Here is a 17,376-nt window from a genome sequence, read left to right on the forward strand (position 1 = left end):
GAACAATTTAGGTGAGCGTTATAACAAACATGACCTTCATTACCGATATATAGGAGTAAGCCAAATAGAGGTTGTACATAGGTGACACATACCCGCACATACTTCATGCAGGATGAAAAATTAACATTATATCAGGTGGTGTCTGACGATGAAATGGACGAATAAGGGGAACAATATGAAAACGGAATCAGATAAAAAAGGCATTAACGTGGATGTTAAATCACTTTACTCATCCTCCGTCAACGGATTGAAGGGAATTAAGCTGGAGAACCCTTCCAAGTCAGTCGGCTTGATGCTGTTTTTGATCATTTTTAGCGCGATATTGATATGTGTCCTTGTTGTAGGTCTTTTTTCTTATTCAACGTCGAAATCTATTATCAAGGATAAAATTTCACAATCAAGCTCAGTCGCTATTACTCAATCCAAAGGCAAGCTGGATCTTATGTTCGGCAACTATGTGGATTTGACAATGCAGATTATGCTCGATAAAAATGTCCAAAGTGAACTTCTTACGCTTGAATCGACTACGGATTCCTATGAAAAATTCAGCTCCATGAAGAAGTTGAGTGACATTCTACAAACTTATGTGATCGGAAACAGCACAATTGTCGGTGCCACCATCATCCCGATCAAAAGCGGCGATCCAAGCGTTTCCGTTGGGGGAAGCACCATCTCTTCCGACGCAGCTCAGAAGTCGGATTGGATGAAAACGATCGTAGACGGAGGCGGAAAAATATCTTGGCTGCCTTCCAAAGCCAAAGGGTACAGCGGGACCATGTCGGAACCGACGATCGCTCTCGGACGGGTATTGAAAAATACCGTTACAAATCAAGGGAATTATGTACTTGTACTTGAGATTTATTTGAAACAAGTTGGTAAACAGCTTCAGGACCTTAGCCTGGGACAGAATAGTGAAGTGACCATTATCAACAGTGATAACACGATTATCTACTCAAAGGATTTTTCCAAGCTCGGCAAACCATCAGATATTGTTCTTCCGGCAGACGCCGACAAACAGGTTCATGGTTCAACCCAGACGAAGGATTCACAAGGCCAACAAGTGCTGGCCATGTATGATAAATTCGATTCGATGAACTGGCGTCTGCTTGGTTCGGTACCGGTTAAAGAACTGGTGAGAGACGCCGCCAAGATACGCGATTTGACCTGGATTATTGCAGGTATAGCAGCTGTAATCGCAATCGGCATTGGCATCCTCGTGATTCGGATGGTTGCCCTTCCTCTTATCCAGCTGCGCAATTTAATGAATGAGGGGGAGCGGGGCAATCTGTATGTTCGTTCCAAGGTAGGCAAGAAGGACGAGATCGGCCAGCTTTCCCAAAGTTTCAATCAGATGATGACTCAAATTACCGCACTTGTCACACAAACGAATCAGTCGGCACAGGACGTTCTTACAACTGCAGGAGAACTAACCGATGCCTCGAAGAAAACAGCCGTTTCTGCGAAAGAGATTGCGGTCGCTACCGAAGAAATCGCCAATGGGGCAACCAGCCTGGCGATGGAAGCGGAAAAAGGCAGCGATTTGACCACGGAAATCAGTGAACAGATGAAAGAGGTTATGCAAGCTAATCATCAGATGGGCTCTTCGGCGGCTGAAGTGGAGAAGGCAAGCAGACAAGGTACGGTCTATATGAACAGTCTGATTGAAAAAACAGGGCTTACCGAAGAAATGACCCGTTCAATGGTTGAAAAGGTTGACCGGCTTAAGGAAAGCACTCGTTCGATCCGAAAAATTCTCGATGTTCTTAACAATATGACCAAGCAAACAAATATTTTATCCTTGAACGCTACGATTGAGGCAGCACGCGCCGGCGCAGCAGGAAAGGGCTTTATGGTCGTAGCCGATGAAATTCGAAAGCTGGCGGATCAATCGCGGCAATCGATCGATGTCGTAGGTCAAATCACGGAGACGATTCAGAGAGAAATTGATGAAACGGTGAATGTGCTTTCCAACGCTTATCCGATTTTCCAGGAACAAATCGGATCCGTAAAAGAGGCGAATCAGATTTTCTTGACGGTCCAAAGTCAAATGGGTGACTTTGTTCAGCGTTTAAACTCGGTTACGGATTCCATCAGCGCACTTGATCGGTCGCAGCTTGTATTGTCTGATGCAATGGCGAATGTCAGCGCAGTGGCCGAAGAATCATCCGCTACCTCGCAAGAAGTCGCATCGCTTAGCAATGAACAAACCAATATCAGCGAAGGGCTTGTCAAGCTTTCAGACAAGCTGGAAACAGTCTCTATGGGGCTGAAAGAGACGCTGTCACGTTTCCGAACCGAATAGGTTAGAAGAGCGACGGCCGGGTACTAAGTGCTCGGCCGTCTTTAAGATTTGCAAACGCGGTCCTGTGTGGAGTGTAAGTGGACTTGAAGAACTTGGTCTGCCCATAAGGGGATAATTTAGGCAGGCCGCCCTGGGGAGGAAATAGAAAGAGGCGGGAGCTGCTCCCGCCTCTGTTTCTTTATATATGCGATTGAATTAGTCGCGGCTCTGGGTGAAGATCATGATGTATTTCAGTAGTTCTAGAAGTGAGATCAGAGCAGCTGCGACATATGTCAGTGCGGCGGCATTGAGTACTTTGGCGACGCCGCGCTCTTCTTCGTTTGTAATAAAGCCTTCGGATACCATTAGCTCGCGCGCTCTGCTGCTCGCATTGAATTCAACGGGCAGTGTGACCAATTGGAACGTAACCGCGCAAGAGAAGAATAGAATGCCAAGTCCGAGCAGCCCTGTCGCTTGAAACAGAAAACCGGCGATCAACAGGAACGGCGCGACTCCGGAAGCGAAGTTAACAACCGGGAATATGCGATGGCGAAGTGTCAGCATCGGGTAGTGCTGTTGGTGCTGGATCGCATGTCCTACCTCGTGGCAGGCTACTGAAATCGCCGAGATCGAGTTCTCGTAGTATACCGGTTCCGATAAACGTACGACGCGGTGGATTGGGTCATAATGGTCCGAGAGCGTGCCTGGCACCGGTTCGACGGGAACGTCATGCAGACCGTTTAAGTCAAGCATCCGTCTTGCAGCGTCATATCCGGTCATACCGCTCATCGTATGAACCTCGGACCAACGTTTAAAGCTGCCGCGCACGCGAAATTGTGCCCAGATCGACAGGCCGAATGCGATAATAATCAGAAAGTCCATCGGATGAAAAAGCAACATTTGTCGTTCCCTCCATTTTTCGTGCTACATAAGTCCGCCCTTATTCAGCAGAAGGACGAGCGCCTCGACACAGGCTGCTGTTTGAGGTACAAGCCGTTTAAACAGCTGCTTGGCCTGTTGAGGCTTCAACTGGCTTAGAACCGGCTCCAGCTCCTTTACTTCGCGCTGAAGCTGCTCCAAATGCAGCTGAAGGTCTGTCAATTTGCTGGATACCTGCTCTTCGGACGAGACTTTGCGCCAAACGTTGATGTTTGCCTTGATTTCATCAAGCGTATATTTGTCTTTCTTCATTTGTACAATACGTTTGAGTCGAAGTAAAGTTTCATCACTGTATAAGCGGTAATTTTTCGCAGAACGGCATTCGGGTTCGAGCAAGCCCATCGACGTATAGAAATCGATTGTACGGGGGCTTACGCCGGCCAGCTTAGACAGTTCGCCGATACGGTATAAAGGTTTCTCCGCCAATATTTTCACCTTCTTTCATCTGTGCACATTCATGCTTTACTATATTATATGATACCGAATCCGCAACTATACAGTCAAACGTTATGCTTTTTTTATGAGAAATTGCGAAAAAACCTTACATAAGACAATACCACCGTTCTATTATATAAAAATCGACATAAAATGTCTCTCAAAAATGAAAATCCGAAGCAAAAGGCGAAGAATCAGACGCTCATTCGAGGTTTTTTGTTCAGAAACTGCAAAAAAACTTAACATTCGGCTGTTGGAAATAACTTAATGTTTGATTTTCTTATATAAATTGAAAAAACCATATTGTCAAACTAAGCACTTCTGACTATAATGACATTAAGTCTTTCCTCATATGTCAAGAAACATCACATTAGGGAGTGGTCAGCAGTGGTCAAAAAGTTATTACTATCAGTAGGGGCATTATCTCTTGTATTTCCCGCAATGGCGTTCGCGGAGGACCCGTCTCCTGCACAGCTAAACCTGGGGCTGAACTCAGTTTGGATCCTGGTGGCAGCAGTGTTGGTAATCTTGATGCAAGGCGGCTTTATTCTTCTTGAAGCCGGATCTACAAGAATGAAGAATGCAGGTCATGTTGCAGGTAAAACGATTTTCACACTAGGTCTTTGTTCCCTGGTTTATTGGGCAGTCGGGTACGGACTTTCGTTCGGTACTGACAATGCTGCTTCGGCTATGAACAAATTTATCGGATCGGGCAGCTTTTTCTTTAACCCGTCTCCGGTAGGGGATCCTGCCAGCGAAGCTTATCCCACCACCGTATTCTTTCTGTTCCAGCTTGCTTTCGCAGCCATCTCGCTGACGATTGCGTGGGGCGGATTCGCAGAACGGGCAAAATTGTCATCGTACCTTATTTTCACCATTCTCTTCACGGCTCTTATTTATCCTGTCATCGCTCACTGGATTTGGGGCGGAGGCTGGCTTGCCAAAGACGGCGCGCAGGACTATGCAGGTTCCACCGTCGTTCACTTAACCGGTGCACTCGCGGCATTCGCGGCAACGGTATTGCTCAAACCGCGTATCGGTAAATTCAATAAAGACGGCTCGGCAAACGAAATTCTTGGTCACAACCAGGTATTCAGCTCCCTGTCCGTTCTTCTTCTGTGGGTAGGCTGGTTCGGCTTCAACGCTGGTTCTGCACTTACGATCGGCACAGGATTCTTTGGGTATGTAGCGTTCAACACACAGCTCGGCGCTGCAGGAGGCGCGGTTGCGGCTCTGCTTATCTCATGGCTGGTCAATGGTAAAGCCGATATTGGAACAATGCTCAACGGCGCTCTTGCGGGTCTGGTTGCCATCACCGCTTCCTGCGCATTCGTTGATCCTTGGGCTGCTGTAGTTATCGGTCTTGTGGCAGGCGTCCTTGTATTCTTCAGCACCAAATTCTTTGAGAAAATCAAAGTGGACGATCCGATTTATGCATTGTCCGTACACGGCGCAGCAGGCGTCTGGGGTACTCTTGCAAATGGTATCTTCGCTACGCAAGCATTGGCAGAGCAAGTCGGTATCGGTAAAGGCGGCATAATCGACACTGGAAGCTGGCATCAATTCTGGGTTCAGCTCGAATCCGTCGTTGTGTGCGGCGCTTACGCGCTTGGCGCATCCTTCCTTCTCCTCGGCATTATGAAGCTGGTAATGGGCTTCCGCGTTACTGAGGAACAGGAAATCATCGGTCTCGACTTGGCCGAGCATGGCGTATACGGTTATCCGGAGCAAATGAAGAAAGCTCAGCAAAACCTGTAATCCAAACACAATACTTTCATACTGACCAGGGGGAGAAGGCTGCATGAGCGATCCGGTTTATGCACAGCTTCTGGCGCTCATCGGAACCGCCGATGACGTTAAGACGCTGCGCGGCTTGCGGGATCAAATCCACGAGCAAATGGAAGCTATGCTCTCTGAACAACCTGTCGAACAATTCTATATCGATCTGAACGAGGCGCATGACGCATTAATAAGGCGGACCATTGCCCTCTCGGAAGCGCAAATGGCACGGATGGGGAATGGCTCCCCACCCGTGCCTTACGCATATTTGTTGTTCGGCAGCGGGGGTAGGGAGGAGCAGACGTTATCAAGCGATCAGGACAGCGGAATTGTATACGGTTCTCCCGAAGAAGAATCAGACCGTGAATCGGTATCACTATATTTTCGTACATTCGCGAATACGGTCGTCGAGAAGCTGCAGCAGGTCGGTTACCCGCCCTGCGACGGCAATGTCATCAGCTCAAACCCGGAATGGTGTCTATCAATAACCGAATGGAAGACAAAGCTCAACCTTTGGTTTGAGGAGCCTGATTGGGAACGGGTGAGATACCTGCTGATTGTAGCAGACTGCAGGCTGATTTGCGGTGACAGCACTTTATTGAAAGAGCTTAAGGATCACTATTATACCGATACGCTGGAAAACCCGGTCATCGTACGGCACATGCTCAATAATACAATGCGTCATAAGATGCTGATCGGTGTGTTCGGGCAGCTTCTAAAGGAGCAATACGGTCAGGATGCCGGAAGTCTGGACGTTAAATATGGTGCTTACATTCCAATGGTCAACTCTATTCGATTGATGAGCATACAAGCAGGTCTGCGGGAAACATCAACACTGAGCCGAATTCGCGGCTTGCTTTTAAAAGGGAAACTTACAGCCCATGATGCAGCATCTTATGCCGGTGCGTTTCGTTTGTTTCTTAGGCTCCGGCTCATGACGACCGAGCGCAAGGACGACGGTCTGTATGCCAATAACGGCAAGCTGGCCGGCAGCAAGCTTACCAGAGAATTAGTCGATGAGCTGAAGAATGGTCTAAGGCTCGGCAAAAGGCTGCAGCGACACGTCAATAAAGAAACAATGGGCAGGCTTTAGGCTAGGCGGAGGGGAGAACCATGAAAGAGCAAAAAGGCGTCGGGCGGATGTGGCACCTGTATAAAATGGGCGGCATCACCCCGGCGATTGCTTCAATGATGGGCGCGCAGAATGCGCAGCAAATGGCGTTCATCCGTTCGATGTCGAAGGAGCAGCGCAAGGAATCAATACTCGATCAGCCGCTTTCCGAGCTGGAGGTTGTCGTATTTGATTTGGAGACGACGGGGTTTTATCCGTATAACGGCGATGAAATCCTATCGGTTGGGGCTGTCACCTTAAAGGGTGAGGAGCTGCTCGAGAACCGTTCATTCTACAGCCTTGTCAACCCAAAGCGGAAAGTGCCCAAGCACATTACGGAGCTGACGGGAATAACGAACGAGATGGCGGAGGATGCGCCGGATCTGATGCAGGTGCTGCATGATTTCATGGAGTTTACCGGAAAACGGATGCTGATCGCTCATGCCAGCAGTCATGACAAACAGTTTTTAAATGCGGCGCTTTGGCGGACCTCCAAGATCAATCTTACTCACCGGGTATTGGATACGATGATGGTGGCCAAATGGCTGGAGCCGAAGCGGGACGGGTATGGGCTCGATCAACTGCTGGAAGACAGCGGTATTCCCATCACGCAGCGGCATCATGCGCTTGAGGATTCTTTCATGACGGCGAAGCTGTGGCTGTTGTATTTGAAACGAATTTTGAACCGGAATATTGTGACTCTTGGCGATCTATACGCCTATCTCAGCAAGCACTAAGGGAGTGAATGATGTACCGTTCCAAAAGTATGGCCTGATTGAGGGACGTTCAGGTTCTGAAAAGGATATGATCCAGTAAGAAGCGACTGCTGCATACTGGAGTCCATTATAATCCGCCCTAGAGGGAACTGCAGGGGCATTGGGATGGGAATGATATAAACCGACAAGCTTTTGTCGGTTTTTTTCTATGCGGTAAAGCGTTTCAATCCAAGCTTGCGGATCGAACATGAACGATTGCAAAGGCCAGCCGGCAATATTGCGGATTGGATATACGGAGCTGACTCTCGGGATATTCCCGGGCAGCGAATCGGTGTCTTGTTCACCGCATGCAAGTACACCGCATGCTTCCAAGGGTAGTGCTTGCCTGCATTCGGTAACAAGTGATTGAGCGGCGGCGGCAGTGATTTCGGCCCGCACAGGATGTCCGGAGTGCAGCCATTTAAAGTCCGGTGTCTTAGGTTTCTTGGTATCCATAAACCATTCTCTCTTTCGCCACGAAGGATTCAGGCTTCATTATACCTTATCGGCCTCTTCTTCAGAAGTGGCTGGCCTGTTGTGTCAGCCTCCAACCTTCTTGGGCGGATGAATCAATAGAAGTATTATGATTAAACCCATCAGCGACAAACCCGCCACGACACCGAACAAAAGCCTATCCGAGCGATCTGCCATCCATCCGAACAAGGGCGGGCCAAAGGCTACCCCGAAGAAGCGCAGGCTGCTGTACAGCGAGGTAACCATACCCCGGTGAGAACGGTCTACTGAAGCTGTAATCAGCGTGTTCAAGCAGGGCAGCAGAAGACCCGTGCCAATGCTGCTCAGTGTCGTAAATCCGATAAGCGCATATATATTGCCGTTCAGAAAAGCTGCCGCTGTAAGCGCTCCGCTCATAAGCCCCAAACCAACTAACATAAGCACTCGCATGAGCGTTCCATTGTTCTTGATTTTACGCCCTGTGAGGTAGGCGGTTGCCACGAGTCCCAGAAGTGGTATGGCTAGAATCCCGCCTTTGGGGACACCGTCGATGTTATATGGAGCTTTCTCCAACAGGTCGGACAACCGAAAGAGTATGCCGAACAGAATGAACAATCCGAGCGAACCGCAGACGAAGGCGGAGATGAGCCAGCGGCCTTTCTCCCGGAATATTTTGACGCCATCGGATACGTATTGTTTGACGGTTTGTTTCTCCTTATCGTTCGGGGGCTCTTTAATCATCAGCAGCATGGCTGCGAATGAAGCGGCACAGAAGAGCGGGAACCCGAATAAGGGGGCATACCATACGATTAGGGCCAGCAGTGAACCGAGGATAGGGCTCAAGACTTTACCTGCTCCGTTGGAAGCCTCAATAAGTCCAAGCGCTTCACTCTCATCACCGCCCTTATACATATCACCGACGAGTGCCATCGCGATCGGGGAGGTGCCTGCAGCTCCAACACCTTGCAAAGCCCTGGAAGCGATGAGAAGCCAGTACGAATGCATTACAGCTCCGATACCTGCCGATATTCCTGCGATCCCGTATAAGGCAAGCGAGGGAAGGATAATCGCTTTGCGCGAGAAACGGTCCGATAAAAACCCGGCAATGGGTATGACAATGCCCGCTGCGAGGGAAAACAAGGTAATAACCAAGCTTGCCTGGAAACCTGAGATGTCGAGTTTACGTTCCATTTCGGGAAGTATCGGCACAAGCATGGAATTTCCGAGTACAAGCACCAGCGGAACGGACGAGAGCGCAATGTATTCTTTCCATTTGGTACCGCCGCTTGTCTTCTTCTTGTTCCCGCGGGCTTCTTGAGTGGAATCATCACCCTCCACGGTACGCAGTTTCTGTTGTTTCCCTATTGCCCACCCTGGCTTTACTTTGTCCATCGTCTAAGTTCTCCTGTTAAGGTGTATTCTGGCTTTAGTGTTAATGTGTCCTCCGACTTGAGGATCCATTCTTTATCGTGGTAACATGTAGGAAGTGCGACCCTAATAAGAAGAAGGAAAGAAGGCGCAGGATGAAACGAACCATTTTTTTGATAGCAATCGTGCTCGTACTTGCGGGCGCCGCGATTTATGTAAATAATGATAAGCAAAGCGAGGCGCTCAGTGCTTCGGCGGAAATGAAACCGAAACCGGGATATTCGGCACCTACGCTGATGCTTCCTGATTTGAATGATAAGGACGTCGCAATCGGCGGCAAACGGGACAAACCGACCATTATTAATTTCTGGGCTTCATGGTGCGGCCCTTGTGAGACGGAGGCTCCGGATTTGCAAGCATTGTCGCAGAAATACGGAGACCGGCTCGATCTGTATGGGATCAATGCGACCAGCTATGACAGGGAGCGTCAGGCAAGGGAGTTTGTCATTCAGCAAAATCTGACATTCCCGATTCTTATGGACCGCGATGGGAAGGCGACGGAGCTCTATAAGGTTAGCTCGTTCCCGACCAGTCTGCTTATAGACAGCAAAGGAATTGTCAGAGAGCGAATTCCGGGCATTATCTCGAAGGATCAATGGGAGGAGATCATTGACAAGTGGCTGCAGGCCGAGGAACAGGCCGGCGGCAGCGTCGGCTAATGCAAAACGCCAAGGCACAGCGCGGGATAACCGCGAATGTCTTGGCGTTTCCTTGTATATGAGCGAGAATCAGAGATTAATGATTCACAAGTCCAAGCCTTAAACGGCTCTCGCTTTGGACGCCGTTTACTTTGGACATATTGAGAAGTGCGTAGCGGAAGCTGTCAACGAGCGCTTCGAAGCTTGCTTCTATGACGTTGCCGGAGACGCCGACGGTGCTCCAGGTGTTGTTGAAATCGGTCGATTCCATCAGCACGCGAACCTTGGCGGCCGTTGCATCCTTCTCATCGATTACACGCACTTTATAGTCGGATAAGTGAATATTGTTGATGCTCGGAAAAAATTGCACCAACGACTTGCGGAGCGCGTTATCGAGCGCATTGACCGGACCGTTGCCTTCTGCCGCCGTATAAACGGATTGACCGTCAACGTTTACTTTCACGATCGCCTCAGCGTTCATGCTGTCGCCGTTCGATTTCTCTACGAGCAATTTTAGCGATTCCAGCTGAAACAGCTCTTTCATTCCGCCGAAAGCTTCACGCAGAAGGAGTTCGAGCGAGGCGTCTGCGCCTTCGAACTGGTAGCCTTGGTGTTCGAGCTCCTTGATGCGCTCCATGATTTGCTTCGTCTTCTCGTTGTTGGCATTCACATCGAGCCCGAGCTCCTGCGCCTTCGAAATGATATTGCTCTGTCCGGCAAGCTCGGAAACCAAGATGCGCTGCTTGTTACCTACCAATTCCGGGCGAATATGCTCATATGTCTTTGAATCTTTCATAATTGCGGAGACATGAATGCCGCCTTTGTGAGCGAACGCCGCATTGCCGACATAAGGCTGGCCGACAGGCATATGCGCATTTGCGATTTCGCTGATGTATCGCGCGGCACCTGTAAGTGATTGCAGCTGTTCGCTGTTGATACAGGGATAATTCATCTTAAGCTGCAAATTCGGTATAATAGAGCACAGGTTAGCGTTGCCGCACCGTTCACCGTAGCCGTTGATAGTCCCTTGAATCTGGCGTGCGCCGGCTTGTACGGCTGCTAACGTATTGGCCACTGCGAGCTCGCAGTCGTTATGTGTGTGAATCCCAAGTGGTGCGGTAAGTTCTGCGCGGATGCGCGAAACGATGTCGTGAATTTCCGTCGGGAGCGTACCCCCGTTCGTGTCGCAGAGCACGATCCAATCCGCTCCAGCGTCCTGGGCTTTGCGCAGAACGGAGAGCGCATACTCCGGATTATGCTTGTATCCGTCGAAGAAATGCTCGGCGTCGAAAATTGCTTCAACTTCGCTTCTTTTCAGGAAGGCAAAGGAATCATATATCATCGCCAGATTTTCCTCCAGCGATGTTTGGAGCGCAGTATGAACATGAAAGTCCCATGACTTCCCGACCAGCGTGGCAGCGGGTACGCCGGATTCGACAATACGAATAAGACTGCTGTCATGCTCGGCGATGCTGTTTTTCCTTCTCGTACTGCCAAAGGCGGTAACTTTGGCATTAAAATTGAAACTCTTCACACGCTGGAAGAATTCGATATCCTTGCTGTTGCTACCGGGATTTCCGCCTTCAATATAATGAACGCCTAGTGAGTCGAGCTTCTGGGCGATTTTGATTTTGTCGTCGGCCGACAGGCTGATTCCTTCTCCTTGCGTGCCATCTCGCAGCGTCGTGTCGAAAACCGAGATTGTGTTTGCCATTGCCTGGACGCGCCTCCTTCATGAATATTCGATGCAAAGTCATAAGTTCTATTATAACATTACTTGTGCAGGGCGTAAATGTTGCCAATCCGGCGCGAATGCCTTCCGAGACGGCATGCGGAGCGGTTCATATTGACGGCTTTGCGGAGCAATTGTATCCTGATAAAGTACCTATTCTCATTCATGCAGGAGGTGCGGAAGCTGTGAAAAGATTATCATTGATTAGGCTCGAGCAAGCTGCGAATACGGTTGCCCTCCATGAATGCGCGGCTGGAATTCTAGTATGAAGGAAGAGCGAAAGTCTGCAGGCAACAGCCGGGTCATTATCCATCTGGATATGAATGCATTCTACTGCTCCGTTCACGAAGCAGAGGAGCCGAGTGCTTATAAAGGAAAGCCGACCGCGGTTGCCGGGAGCGTGGAGCTCCGTAAGGGCGTCATCGTGACATCGTCTTATACGGCACGCAAAGCGGGCGTCAGGACGGGAATGACCGTACGTCAGGGCTTAAAGGTTTGTCCGGAGTTAATACTTATTCGTCCGGACTTTGATTTATACCGGAAATATTCGCGCGGCTTCATGTCGATCGCGAGTCAATATACACCGCTGGTAGAAGCCACTTCAATTGATGAATGCTATCTTGATATTACCGGTTCTTCCACATTCGGCGAGCCGCTTGATATCGCCAGCGCGATTCAGGAACGGATTCAAGGGGAATGGAACCTGCCCTGTTCAATCGGGGTTGCGCCAAACAAGCTTCTGGCCAAGATGGCCTCTGATATGCAGAAGCCAAACGGGTTTACGGTTCTGCGCATTCGCGATGTACCCCGGCTGCTTTGGGATAAGCCGTGCGATTCGCTCTTCGGAGTCGGACATAAAACGGCGGAGAAGCTGCGGCGTCTCAATATTCGCACGATCGGTCAGCTCGCGGCAGCGGAAGAAGCGATGCTGGTCAAGCATTTCGGCGTTGTGGGCTCCTGGATGAAATCGGCAGCGCACGGAATTGATCACTCGCCCGTCAGCAGCGCTAGAGAGCGCAACAAATCTATCGGGCATACGACTACGCTTCCGAGGGACGTCACCAAGCGGGAGGAGGCGCACCGCATTTTGCTGAATTTGGCGGATCAGACCGGCAGGAGAATGCGGCGGCAGAAGCTTGTGGCGGCCACGGTTCAGATCGTAATCCGTAAACCGGACATGTCAACGGTAAGCCGCTCGTCTACTCTTGGCGTGCCTACGGATACCACAAACGAGATTCACCGGGAAGCATGCAAATTGTTCGACAAGCATTGGCGCGAGGGCGAGCCGGTCAGGCTGCTGGGCGTGACGCTGCAAAATTTAACGAAGCAAAGCGAAACCGCCATGCAGCTTGATTTGTTTGATTACGAGCAGCAGCCCCGCAAGGCTGCGCTGACCAAAACGATGGATATGCTGCGCGACAAATTCGGGGAGGATGCGGTTCTCACGGCCGGCATGCTTGGAGACGATCCTTCAACGCTGATCAGAAACAAGCGAATTCGCGGGACATCCTTGCAAATCGATGAGCATTTGTTATATAGTGATGAGTGAGGATTGTTCATATTTATTCTGCCAGAAGGTAAGCTCTCAGCGCTTACAAACCAATAGGAGGGAAAACGATGTCGAAGTTTACTTGGGTTGAAAAAGATACGTGCATAGCTTGCGGAGCTTGCGGAGCAACGGCACCGGACATTTACGATTACGACGATGAAGGTCTTGCTGAAGTAATCTACGGCGGAGACGCGAACAAAGGAAACACGGAAATTCCGGAGGATCTGTACGACGATCTGCAGGATGCTGCTGATGGCTGCCCGACCGATTCCATCAAAATCGCCGATGGTCCTTTTAACAATTAATTAAGCGATGAAATGCCGAAAGGCGTTCACATGAAAGTCCCATTTCTTGTTTCGACAAGAGGTGGGATTTTTCTTTGTTTTTAGGGCAGGTTTATATTGCCACTAACTGTAACAGTGAACTAGAATAGAGAAATGGATTGATAGTGCAGATTATTAAGAGAATCGGGGGACTTTATGCTTAAGCGCAGATGGCCGCTTACGGTAGCCGCCGGGATGCTGATTTGTATCTTCTGGTCGTATATCGCCAGTCTCGGTACAGGCGGCTCGCTAAATCGTCTGGAATCGGCGCTCCAGGATTTAATGATGCAGCAGAGCGATGCCGAGAGGGCGCCTTATGATGACATCAAAATCATTAAAATCGATCAGGGCTCGCTTGATCAGCTAGGACAATTTCCATGGGACCGGGCGCTTTACGCACAGCTGATCACAATGCTTGCGGATGCGGGAGCGAAGGCGATCGCTCTCGACGTCGTTCTGGCCGAGCCCGGACAAGACCCGGAGAGTGATGCGGCGATGGCGGCGGTCATGAAGAAATATCCGAACGTCGTGCTGCCGGTGGTCTTTAATTTCAAAGCCAGGCAGGACAAGCCGGGCGAGCTGGAGACCGAATCGATTTCTTATCCGGCGAGTACAATCGGCGCAAGCGCCGGCCAGGAGGGGCATATCAACGTCCTGCAGGACACGGACGGGACGGTGCGTAAGCTTACTGTAGGGTTGCGGGATAATGACAAGCTAGTCCCGGCCTTCAGCGTAAGACTTGCGAACTATTTGCTGGACCGTGACCACCAGATTCACTGGGATGTGGAGAAGGGAAGATGGTATCGCGGCTCCGAGCGGATTCCGGCAGATTCCCGCAACCAGATCGCCACGGAATTCTATACGCATCCCCGCGAGGAAATGAGTGCCGCGACCGGCTACGACTCGCAATCGTTCTTCGATGTTCTCTCAGGGAACATACCGCCGGAATATTATGAGAACAGTGTAGTTCTGATCGGACCCTATGCGCCTGGTCTGCAGGACGAATACTTAACGCCGCTCAGCACCTCGCTCAAAATGTACGGGGTCGAGATTCATGCCAATATGGCGCAGTCGCTCGCTGCGGGCAAATTTTACATAAAAACCGGCCAAACGGTTACATATACGCTTATTATCGCTCTGGCCTTGTTATCGCTTATATTGTTTGAGCGAATAACCGGGGGGCGTGCATTCATCCTCTACGGCGGTCTTTCTGTCTTCTTCTTCGGAATGTGGATATGCATTTATTATTTTGCCCAGACTTTCATCACGTTTACTTATCCTTTCCTGGTGATGACGTCGACTTTTATATGGTCCGTAGGCAGACATTATGTGACGGAGCGCCGTGAACGCAGCCGTGTAACGAGCATTTTCGGTCGATTTGTGCCGAGGACGGTAGTCGATGAAATTCTCGCCTCGGGAGAAGACGCAAAGGTTGGCGGCGAGCGGAGAGACATCAGCGTAATTTTCGTCGACATCCGCGGTTTTACCTCTATGTCCGAGAAGCTGCAGCCAGAGCAGGTTATTCAGATACTGAACGAATATTTGGATATTTGCACCAAGGCGGTATTCAAATGGAACGGTACGCTGGATAAATTTATCGGAGACGGAGTCATGGCAATATTCGGTGCTCCGGTCACGCAGTCCAATCATCCGGAGCTTGCCGTACGTGCAGCTCTTGAGATGAAGCGGCAATCGGCGGAACTGGAGGAGCGCTGCCTTCGGGAAATCGGCGTTCCCGTCCGGTTTGGCGTCGGCGTTAACAGTGGGCCGGCAGTAGTCGGGAATATCGGTTCGCAGATGCTTCGGCTTGACTATACCGCTATTGGCGATACGGTCAACCTGGCAGCCAGACTTGAGTCTAACGCCAAGCCCGGGCAAATTCTGGTCAGTGAAGAAACGCTGAAGCGGGTGGATGGCATATTTGAAACATCGGCAATTGGCGAAATTATGGTCAAAGGCAAGGAAAAGCCTGTTCTTGTAACGGAGGTTCTGGAAGAAGCGGGCACTAAGCGGGTATCCGCACAAGCAGAGATTGAGGGGAGAGAAGGAGAATAATGAATACAAGAAATCGGATTCTGCTTATGGCGCTGTGTCTGATGCTGCTCGCCGGGCCGGCCGCTTTGTTTGCGGGAGCCGGACAAGCGTCCGCTCAGGTGATGCGAGTCGCAATCGTGAAGTCGAAGAAGGGTACTGTACAGGTTCTTAAATCCGGCGGTTCAAAGCCGTTCGCGGCTTTTAATAAAATGAGCTTGAATGAAGGGGATCAAATTGTTACGGGTAAGGACGGCGGCGTAGAGCTGGAGCTGGCAAGCGAGGACGCGGCTAAAGACAGCGTCACGATCGGAGCAAGCTCGCAGGTTACGTTCACGAAGTTGAAGGAGAGCGGCGGCCAGAAGACGAAAATGAGCGTCTGGGCTGGATCGCTATGGCTGAAGGTGAAATCCGTTTCCAATGCAAATGACCGGTTCGAGGTTGAGACGCCGACATCGATTATGGGAGTGCGCGGAACGCATTTCTTTGTCGGGGTCGACCCTGAGACCGGTCTGAGCTACGCTGTGCTGGCAGCAGGGCTTATCCAGATTGAGGCGGAACGAACCCGGCGGGATTCGGAGCTCAATCGGGAGTTGACTCAACAGCTTCTCTTGTATCCGTCGCAGCAGCTCGTAGAGACGAATGTAGATGAAGGCATAAAGACCGCAGTGTCGGTTTTCGACCCGAATTCGATTATCCAAAATGCTTCATCCAACGTCATCGAGGCTATCATCAAGGATTCTCGTTCTATTAAAGAAGAGCAGCAGGAAACGATCGATAAATTGAAACAAGAGTTGATAGATAAAGGCAAGTTGGATAACAATATGGATCAACTCACCGGCGGGATGGTCAGAAACCGGGAAGATTTGGACCGTTTGACGAATAATTTGTTTAATTTTGTAAGCCTGGTAGCCGAAAAAGCTGTCGATGAAGGTAAAGTATCGGAAAAAGACATGCAAAACCTGATTGATCAGGTGAACAAAGAAGCGGGAGAGAAGCTGGTGGATATTACCTCGCCGCATGAACTGAGGCTGACGGTTGAGGAGCAGCGGAAGCTGCAGGAAGCCGCACAGCTTATCGCGGCAGAGAAGCGGCGCGCAGAGATCGAGAAGGAAAGAAAAGCCGCATCGGATCAGCTTGATAAAGACCTCATCGATAAGCTCAAACAAATGAAAAGCAAATTGGATGCATTCAATAAAGAGGCAGCCGAAGCAGCGAGAAAAGCAGCCGAAGAACGATTCTACAACCAGCTGAGCGATGCCCAGAAGAAGACTTTTGACGAAAACAAAAAGAGCAATGAAGGTAACGAGACGGCTCAGCCGGATTCTGCAACAGGAAGCGTGAACACGTCTCCTGTAACTACGCCAATGGCAAGCTTGCAGTTTAGCGACCCGGCATATATCTCAGGGAGCGCTGTACTAACCGGCACTTCTATGCCGGTAGAACTGAATTTGGTGTTGAGCGGATTTACAGGCTCCAGCCAAATCTATGGCTATCAGATTGAAGTGGAATACGACAGCAGCCGGACTAACTTCGATTCGGAGAAATTCTCGGCTGCACAGCAGCTGCTCAATTACCGCAGCGGCGGTGGTGTGTTCAAGGTTGAGCCAGTGGGTGCTGCGGTCAGCGGGGCTGACAGTGTAGATCATGTTCGGCAAATTACCGGGGAGACAAAATCGTCTGTCATTTATTCGGTAACGAAATTCAGCGGCGGCGAAGTGGAAGTGAAAGGCGAAACAACTGTGCTTAAGCTTCCGTTTGTAATCTACCGACTGGCATCCATTCCGGACTCCGGGCCAGCGACGGTTCCCGTAACGTATCACATTAAATCGATTACGGCCGTCGACGCCAACGGTAATAAAATCGGGACGGCAGCGGGCCGGGATTTGACCCTCAATGTAACATACAAACCAACGACATAA

At 50.2% G+C, this 17,376-nt stretch carries 15 protein-coding genes; 10 read left to right on the plus strand and 5 right to left on the minus strand.

The window, feature by feature from the left end:
• The first annotated feature begins 148 nt into the window (after window positions 1-148).
• The gene (locus KZ483_RS11270) at window positions 149-2,302 is read left to right on the plus strand and encodes a methyl-accepting chemotaxis protein (RefSeq protein WP_258881652.1); all 2,154 of its coding nucleotides are present in this window, start codon (window positions 149-151) and stop codon (window positions 2,300-2,302) included.
• Between the two features lie 195 nt (window positions 2,303-2,497).
• On the opposite strand, the gene KZ483_RS11275 is transcribed toward KZ483_RS11270, so the two are convergent.
• Entirely contained in the window at window positions 2,498-3,181 is a 684-nt protein-coding gene (locus KZ483_RS11275) for a zinc metallopeptidase (protein ID WP_220352735.1), read from the minus strand.
• Between the two features lie 24 nt (window positions 3,182-3,205).
• Window positions 3,206-3,646, minus strand: a complete 441-nt coding sequence (locus KZ483_RS11280; RefSeq protein ID WP_220352736.1) for a MerR family transcriptional regulator — start codon at window positions 3,644-3,646, stop codon at window positions 3,206-3,208.
• 396 nt (window positions 3,647-4,042) lie between these two features.
• On the opposite strand from KZ483_RS11280, the gene KZ483_RS11285 reads away from it, so the two are divergent.
• The 3 genes from KZ483_RS11285 to KZ483_RS11295 are packed head-to-tail and all read left to right on the plus strand — an operon-like array spanning window position 4,043 to window position 7,282.
• Entirely contained in the window at window positions 4,043-5,413 is a 1,371-nt protein-coding gene (locus tag KZ483_RS11285; protein WP_258881653.1) for an ammonium transporter, read from the plus strand.
• A gap of 43 nt (window positions 5,414-5,456) precedes the next feature.
• Window positions 5,457-6,527, plus strand: coding sequence for a DUF294 nucleotidyltransferase-like domain-containing protein (locus KZ483_RS11290; RefSeq protein ID WP_220352737.1), 1,071 nt, complete (start codon window positions 5,457-5,459; stop codon window positions 6,525-6,527).
• Between the two features lie 20 nt (window positions 6,528-6,547).
• Window positions 6,548-7,282 (plus strand): 3'-5' exonuclease, encoded by a 735-nt coding sequence (locus tag KZ483_RS11295; protein ID WP_220352738.1) that lies wholly within the window; start codon window positions 6,548-6,550, stop codon window positions 7,280-7,282.
• On the opposite strand, the gene KZ483_RS11300 is transcribed toward KZ483_RS11295, so the two are convergent.
• Entirely contained in the window at window positions 7,256-7,756 is a 501-nt protein-coding gene (locus KZ483_RS11300) for a M67 family metallopeptidase (RefSeq protein WP_220352739.1), read from the minus strand. The genes KZ483_RS11295 and KZ483_RS11300 overlap by 27 nt on opposite strands.
• 84 nt (window positions 7,757-7,840) lie before the next feature.
• The gene (locus KZ483_RS11305) at window positions 7,841-9,145 is read right to left on the minus strand and encodes an MFS transporter (protein WP_220352740.1); all 1,305 of its coding nucleotides are present in this window, start codon (window positions 9,143-9,145) and stop codon (window positions 7,841-7,843) included.
• Between the two features lie 131 nt (window positions 9,146-9,276).
• Here KZ483_RS11305 and KZ483_RS11310 point away from each other — a divergent pair, with 131 nt between their 5' ends.
• Complete coding sequence (locus KZ483_RS11310; RefSeq protein WP_220352741.1) at window positions 9,277-9,840, plus strand: TlpA family protein disulfide reductase; 564 nt, start codon at window positions 9,277-9,279, stop codon at window positions 9,838-9,840.
• Window positions 9,841-9,916: 76 nt separating this feature from the next.
• On the opposite strand, the gene cimA is transcribed toward KZ483_RS11310, so the two are convergent.
• Window positions 9,917-11,533 carry a citramalate synthase gene (gene cimA, locus KZ483_RS11315; RefSeq protein ID WP_220352742.1) on the minus strand — a complete coding sequence of 539 codons (1,617 nt, stop codon included), beginning with the start codon at window positions 11,531-11,533 and terminating at the stop codon, window positions 9,917-9,919.
• Between the two features lie 20 nt (window positions 11,534-11,553).
• Between cimA and KZ483_RS11320 the strand changes: the two genes are divergently transcribed.
• From KZ483_RS11320 to KZ483_RS11340, 5 genes are all read left to right on the plus strand, one after another.
• Window positions 11,554-11,820, plus strand: coding sequence for a hypothetical protein (locus KZ483_RS11320; protein WP_220352743.1), 267 nt, complete (start codon window positions 11,554-11,556; stop codon window positions 11,818-11,820).
• Window positions 11,796-13,100: a DNA polymerase IV gene (locus KZ483_RS11325; protein ID WP_258881654.1), complete on the plus strand. Its 1,305-nt coding sequence runs from the start codon at window positions 11,796-11,798 to the stop codon at window positions 13,098-13,100. Before KZ483_RS11320 ends, KZ483_RS11325 begins: the two co-directional genes overlap by 25 nt.
• 68 nt (window positions 13,101-13,168) lie before the next feature.
• The gene (locus tag KZ483_RS11330) at window positions 13,169-13,405 is read left to right on the plus strand and encodes a ferredoxin (protein ID WP_220352744.1); all 237 of its coding nucleotides are present in this window, start codon (window positions 13,169-13,171) and stop codon (window positions 13,403-13,405) included.
• Window positions 13,406-13,579: 174 nt separating this feature from the next.
• The gene (locus KZ483_RS11335) at window positions 13,580-15,478 is read left to right on the plus strand and encodes a CHASE2 domain-containing protein (protein ID WP_220352745.1); all 1,899 of its coding nucleotides are present in this window, start codon (window positions 13,580-13,582) and stop codon (window positions 15,476-15,478) included.
• Entirely contained in the window at window positions 15,478-17,376 is a 1,899-nt protein-coding gene (locus tag KZ483_RS11340) for a FecR domain-containing protein (protein ID WP_220352746.1), read from the plus strand. The genes KZ483_RS11335 and KZ483_RS11340 overlap by 1 nt, the downstream gene beginning before the upstream one ends.

The sequence above is a fragment of the Paenibacillus sp. sptzw28 genome (genome assembly GCF_019550795.1).
In the GTDB taxonomy this organism is placed as follows: Bacteria; Bacillota; Bacilli; order Paenibacillales; family Paenibacillaceae; genus Paenibacillus_Z.

Bases quoted from the DNA above. Each gene is read 5' to 3' on its own strand.
- KZ483_RS11310 (WP_220352741.1), top strand. From the start codon at position 9,277: ATGAAACGAACCATTTTTTTGATAGCAATCGTGCTCGTACTTGCGGGC.
- KZ483_RS11295 (WP_220352738.1), top strand. From the start codon at position 6,548: ATGAAAGAGCAAAAAGGCGTCGGGCGGATGTGGCACCTGTATAAAATG.
- KZ483_RS11335 (WP_220352745.1), top strand. From the start codon at position 13,580: ATGCTTAAGCGCAGATGGCCGCTTACGGTAGCCGCCGGGATGCTGATT.
- cimA (WP_220352742.1), bottom strand. From the start codon at position 11,533: ATGGCAAACACAATCTCGGTTTTCGACACGACGCTGCGAGATGGCACG.
- KZ483_RS11305 (WP_220352740.1), bottom strand. From the start codon at position 9,145: ATGGACAAAGTAAAGCCAGGGTGGGCAATAGGGAAACAACAGAAACTG.
- KZ483_RS11340 (WP_220352746.1), top strand. From the start codon at position 15,478: ATGAATACAAGAAATCGGATTCTGCTTATGGCGCTGTGTCTGATGCTG.
- KZ483_RS11275 (WP_220352735.1), bottom strand. From the start codon at position 3,181: ATGTTGCTTTTTCATCCGATGGACTTTCTGATTATTATCGCATTCGGC.
- KZ483_RS11290 (WP_220352737.1), top strand. From the start codon at position 5,457: ATGAGCGATCCGGTTTATGCACAGCTTCTGGCGCTCATCGGAACCGCC.
- KZ483_RS11325 (WP_258881654.1), top strand. From the start codon at position 11,796: ATGCGCGGCTGGAATTCTAGTATGAAGGAAGAGCGAAAGTCTGCAGGC.
- KZ483_RS11320 (WP_220352743.1), top strand. From the start codon at position 11,554: ATGAATATTCGATGCAAAGTCATAAGTTCTATTATAACATTACTTGTG.
- KZ483_RS11300 (WP_220352739.1), bottom strand. From the start codon at position 7,756: ATGGATACCAAGAAACCTAAGACACCGGACTTTAAATGGCTGCACTCC.
- KZ483_RS11270 (WP_258881652.1), top strand. From the start codon at position 149: ATGAAATGGACGAATAAGGGGAACAATATGAAAACGGAATCAGATAAA.
- KZ483_RS11330 (WP_220352744.1), top strand. From the start codon at position 13,169: ATGTCGAAGTTTACTTGGGTTGAAAAAGATACGTGCATAGCTTGCGGA.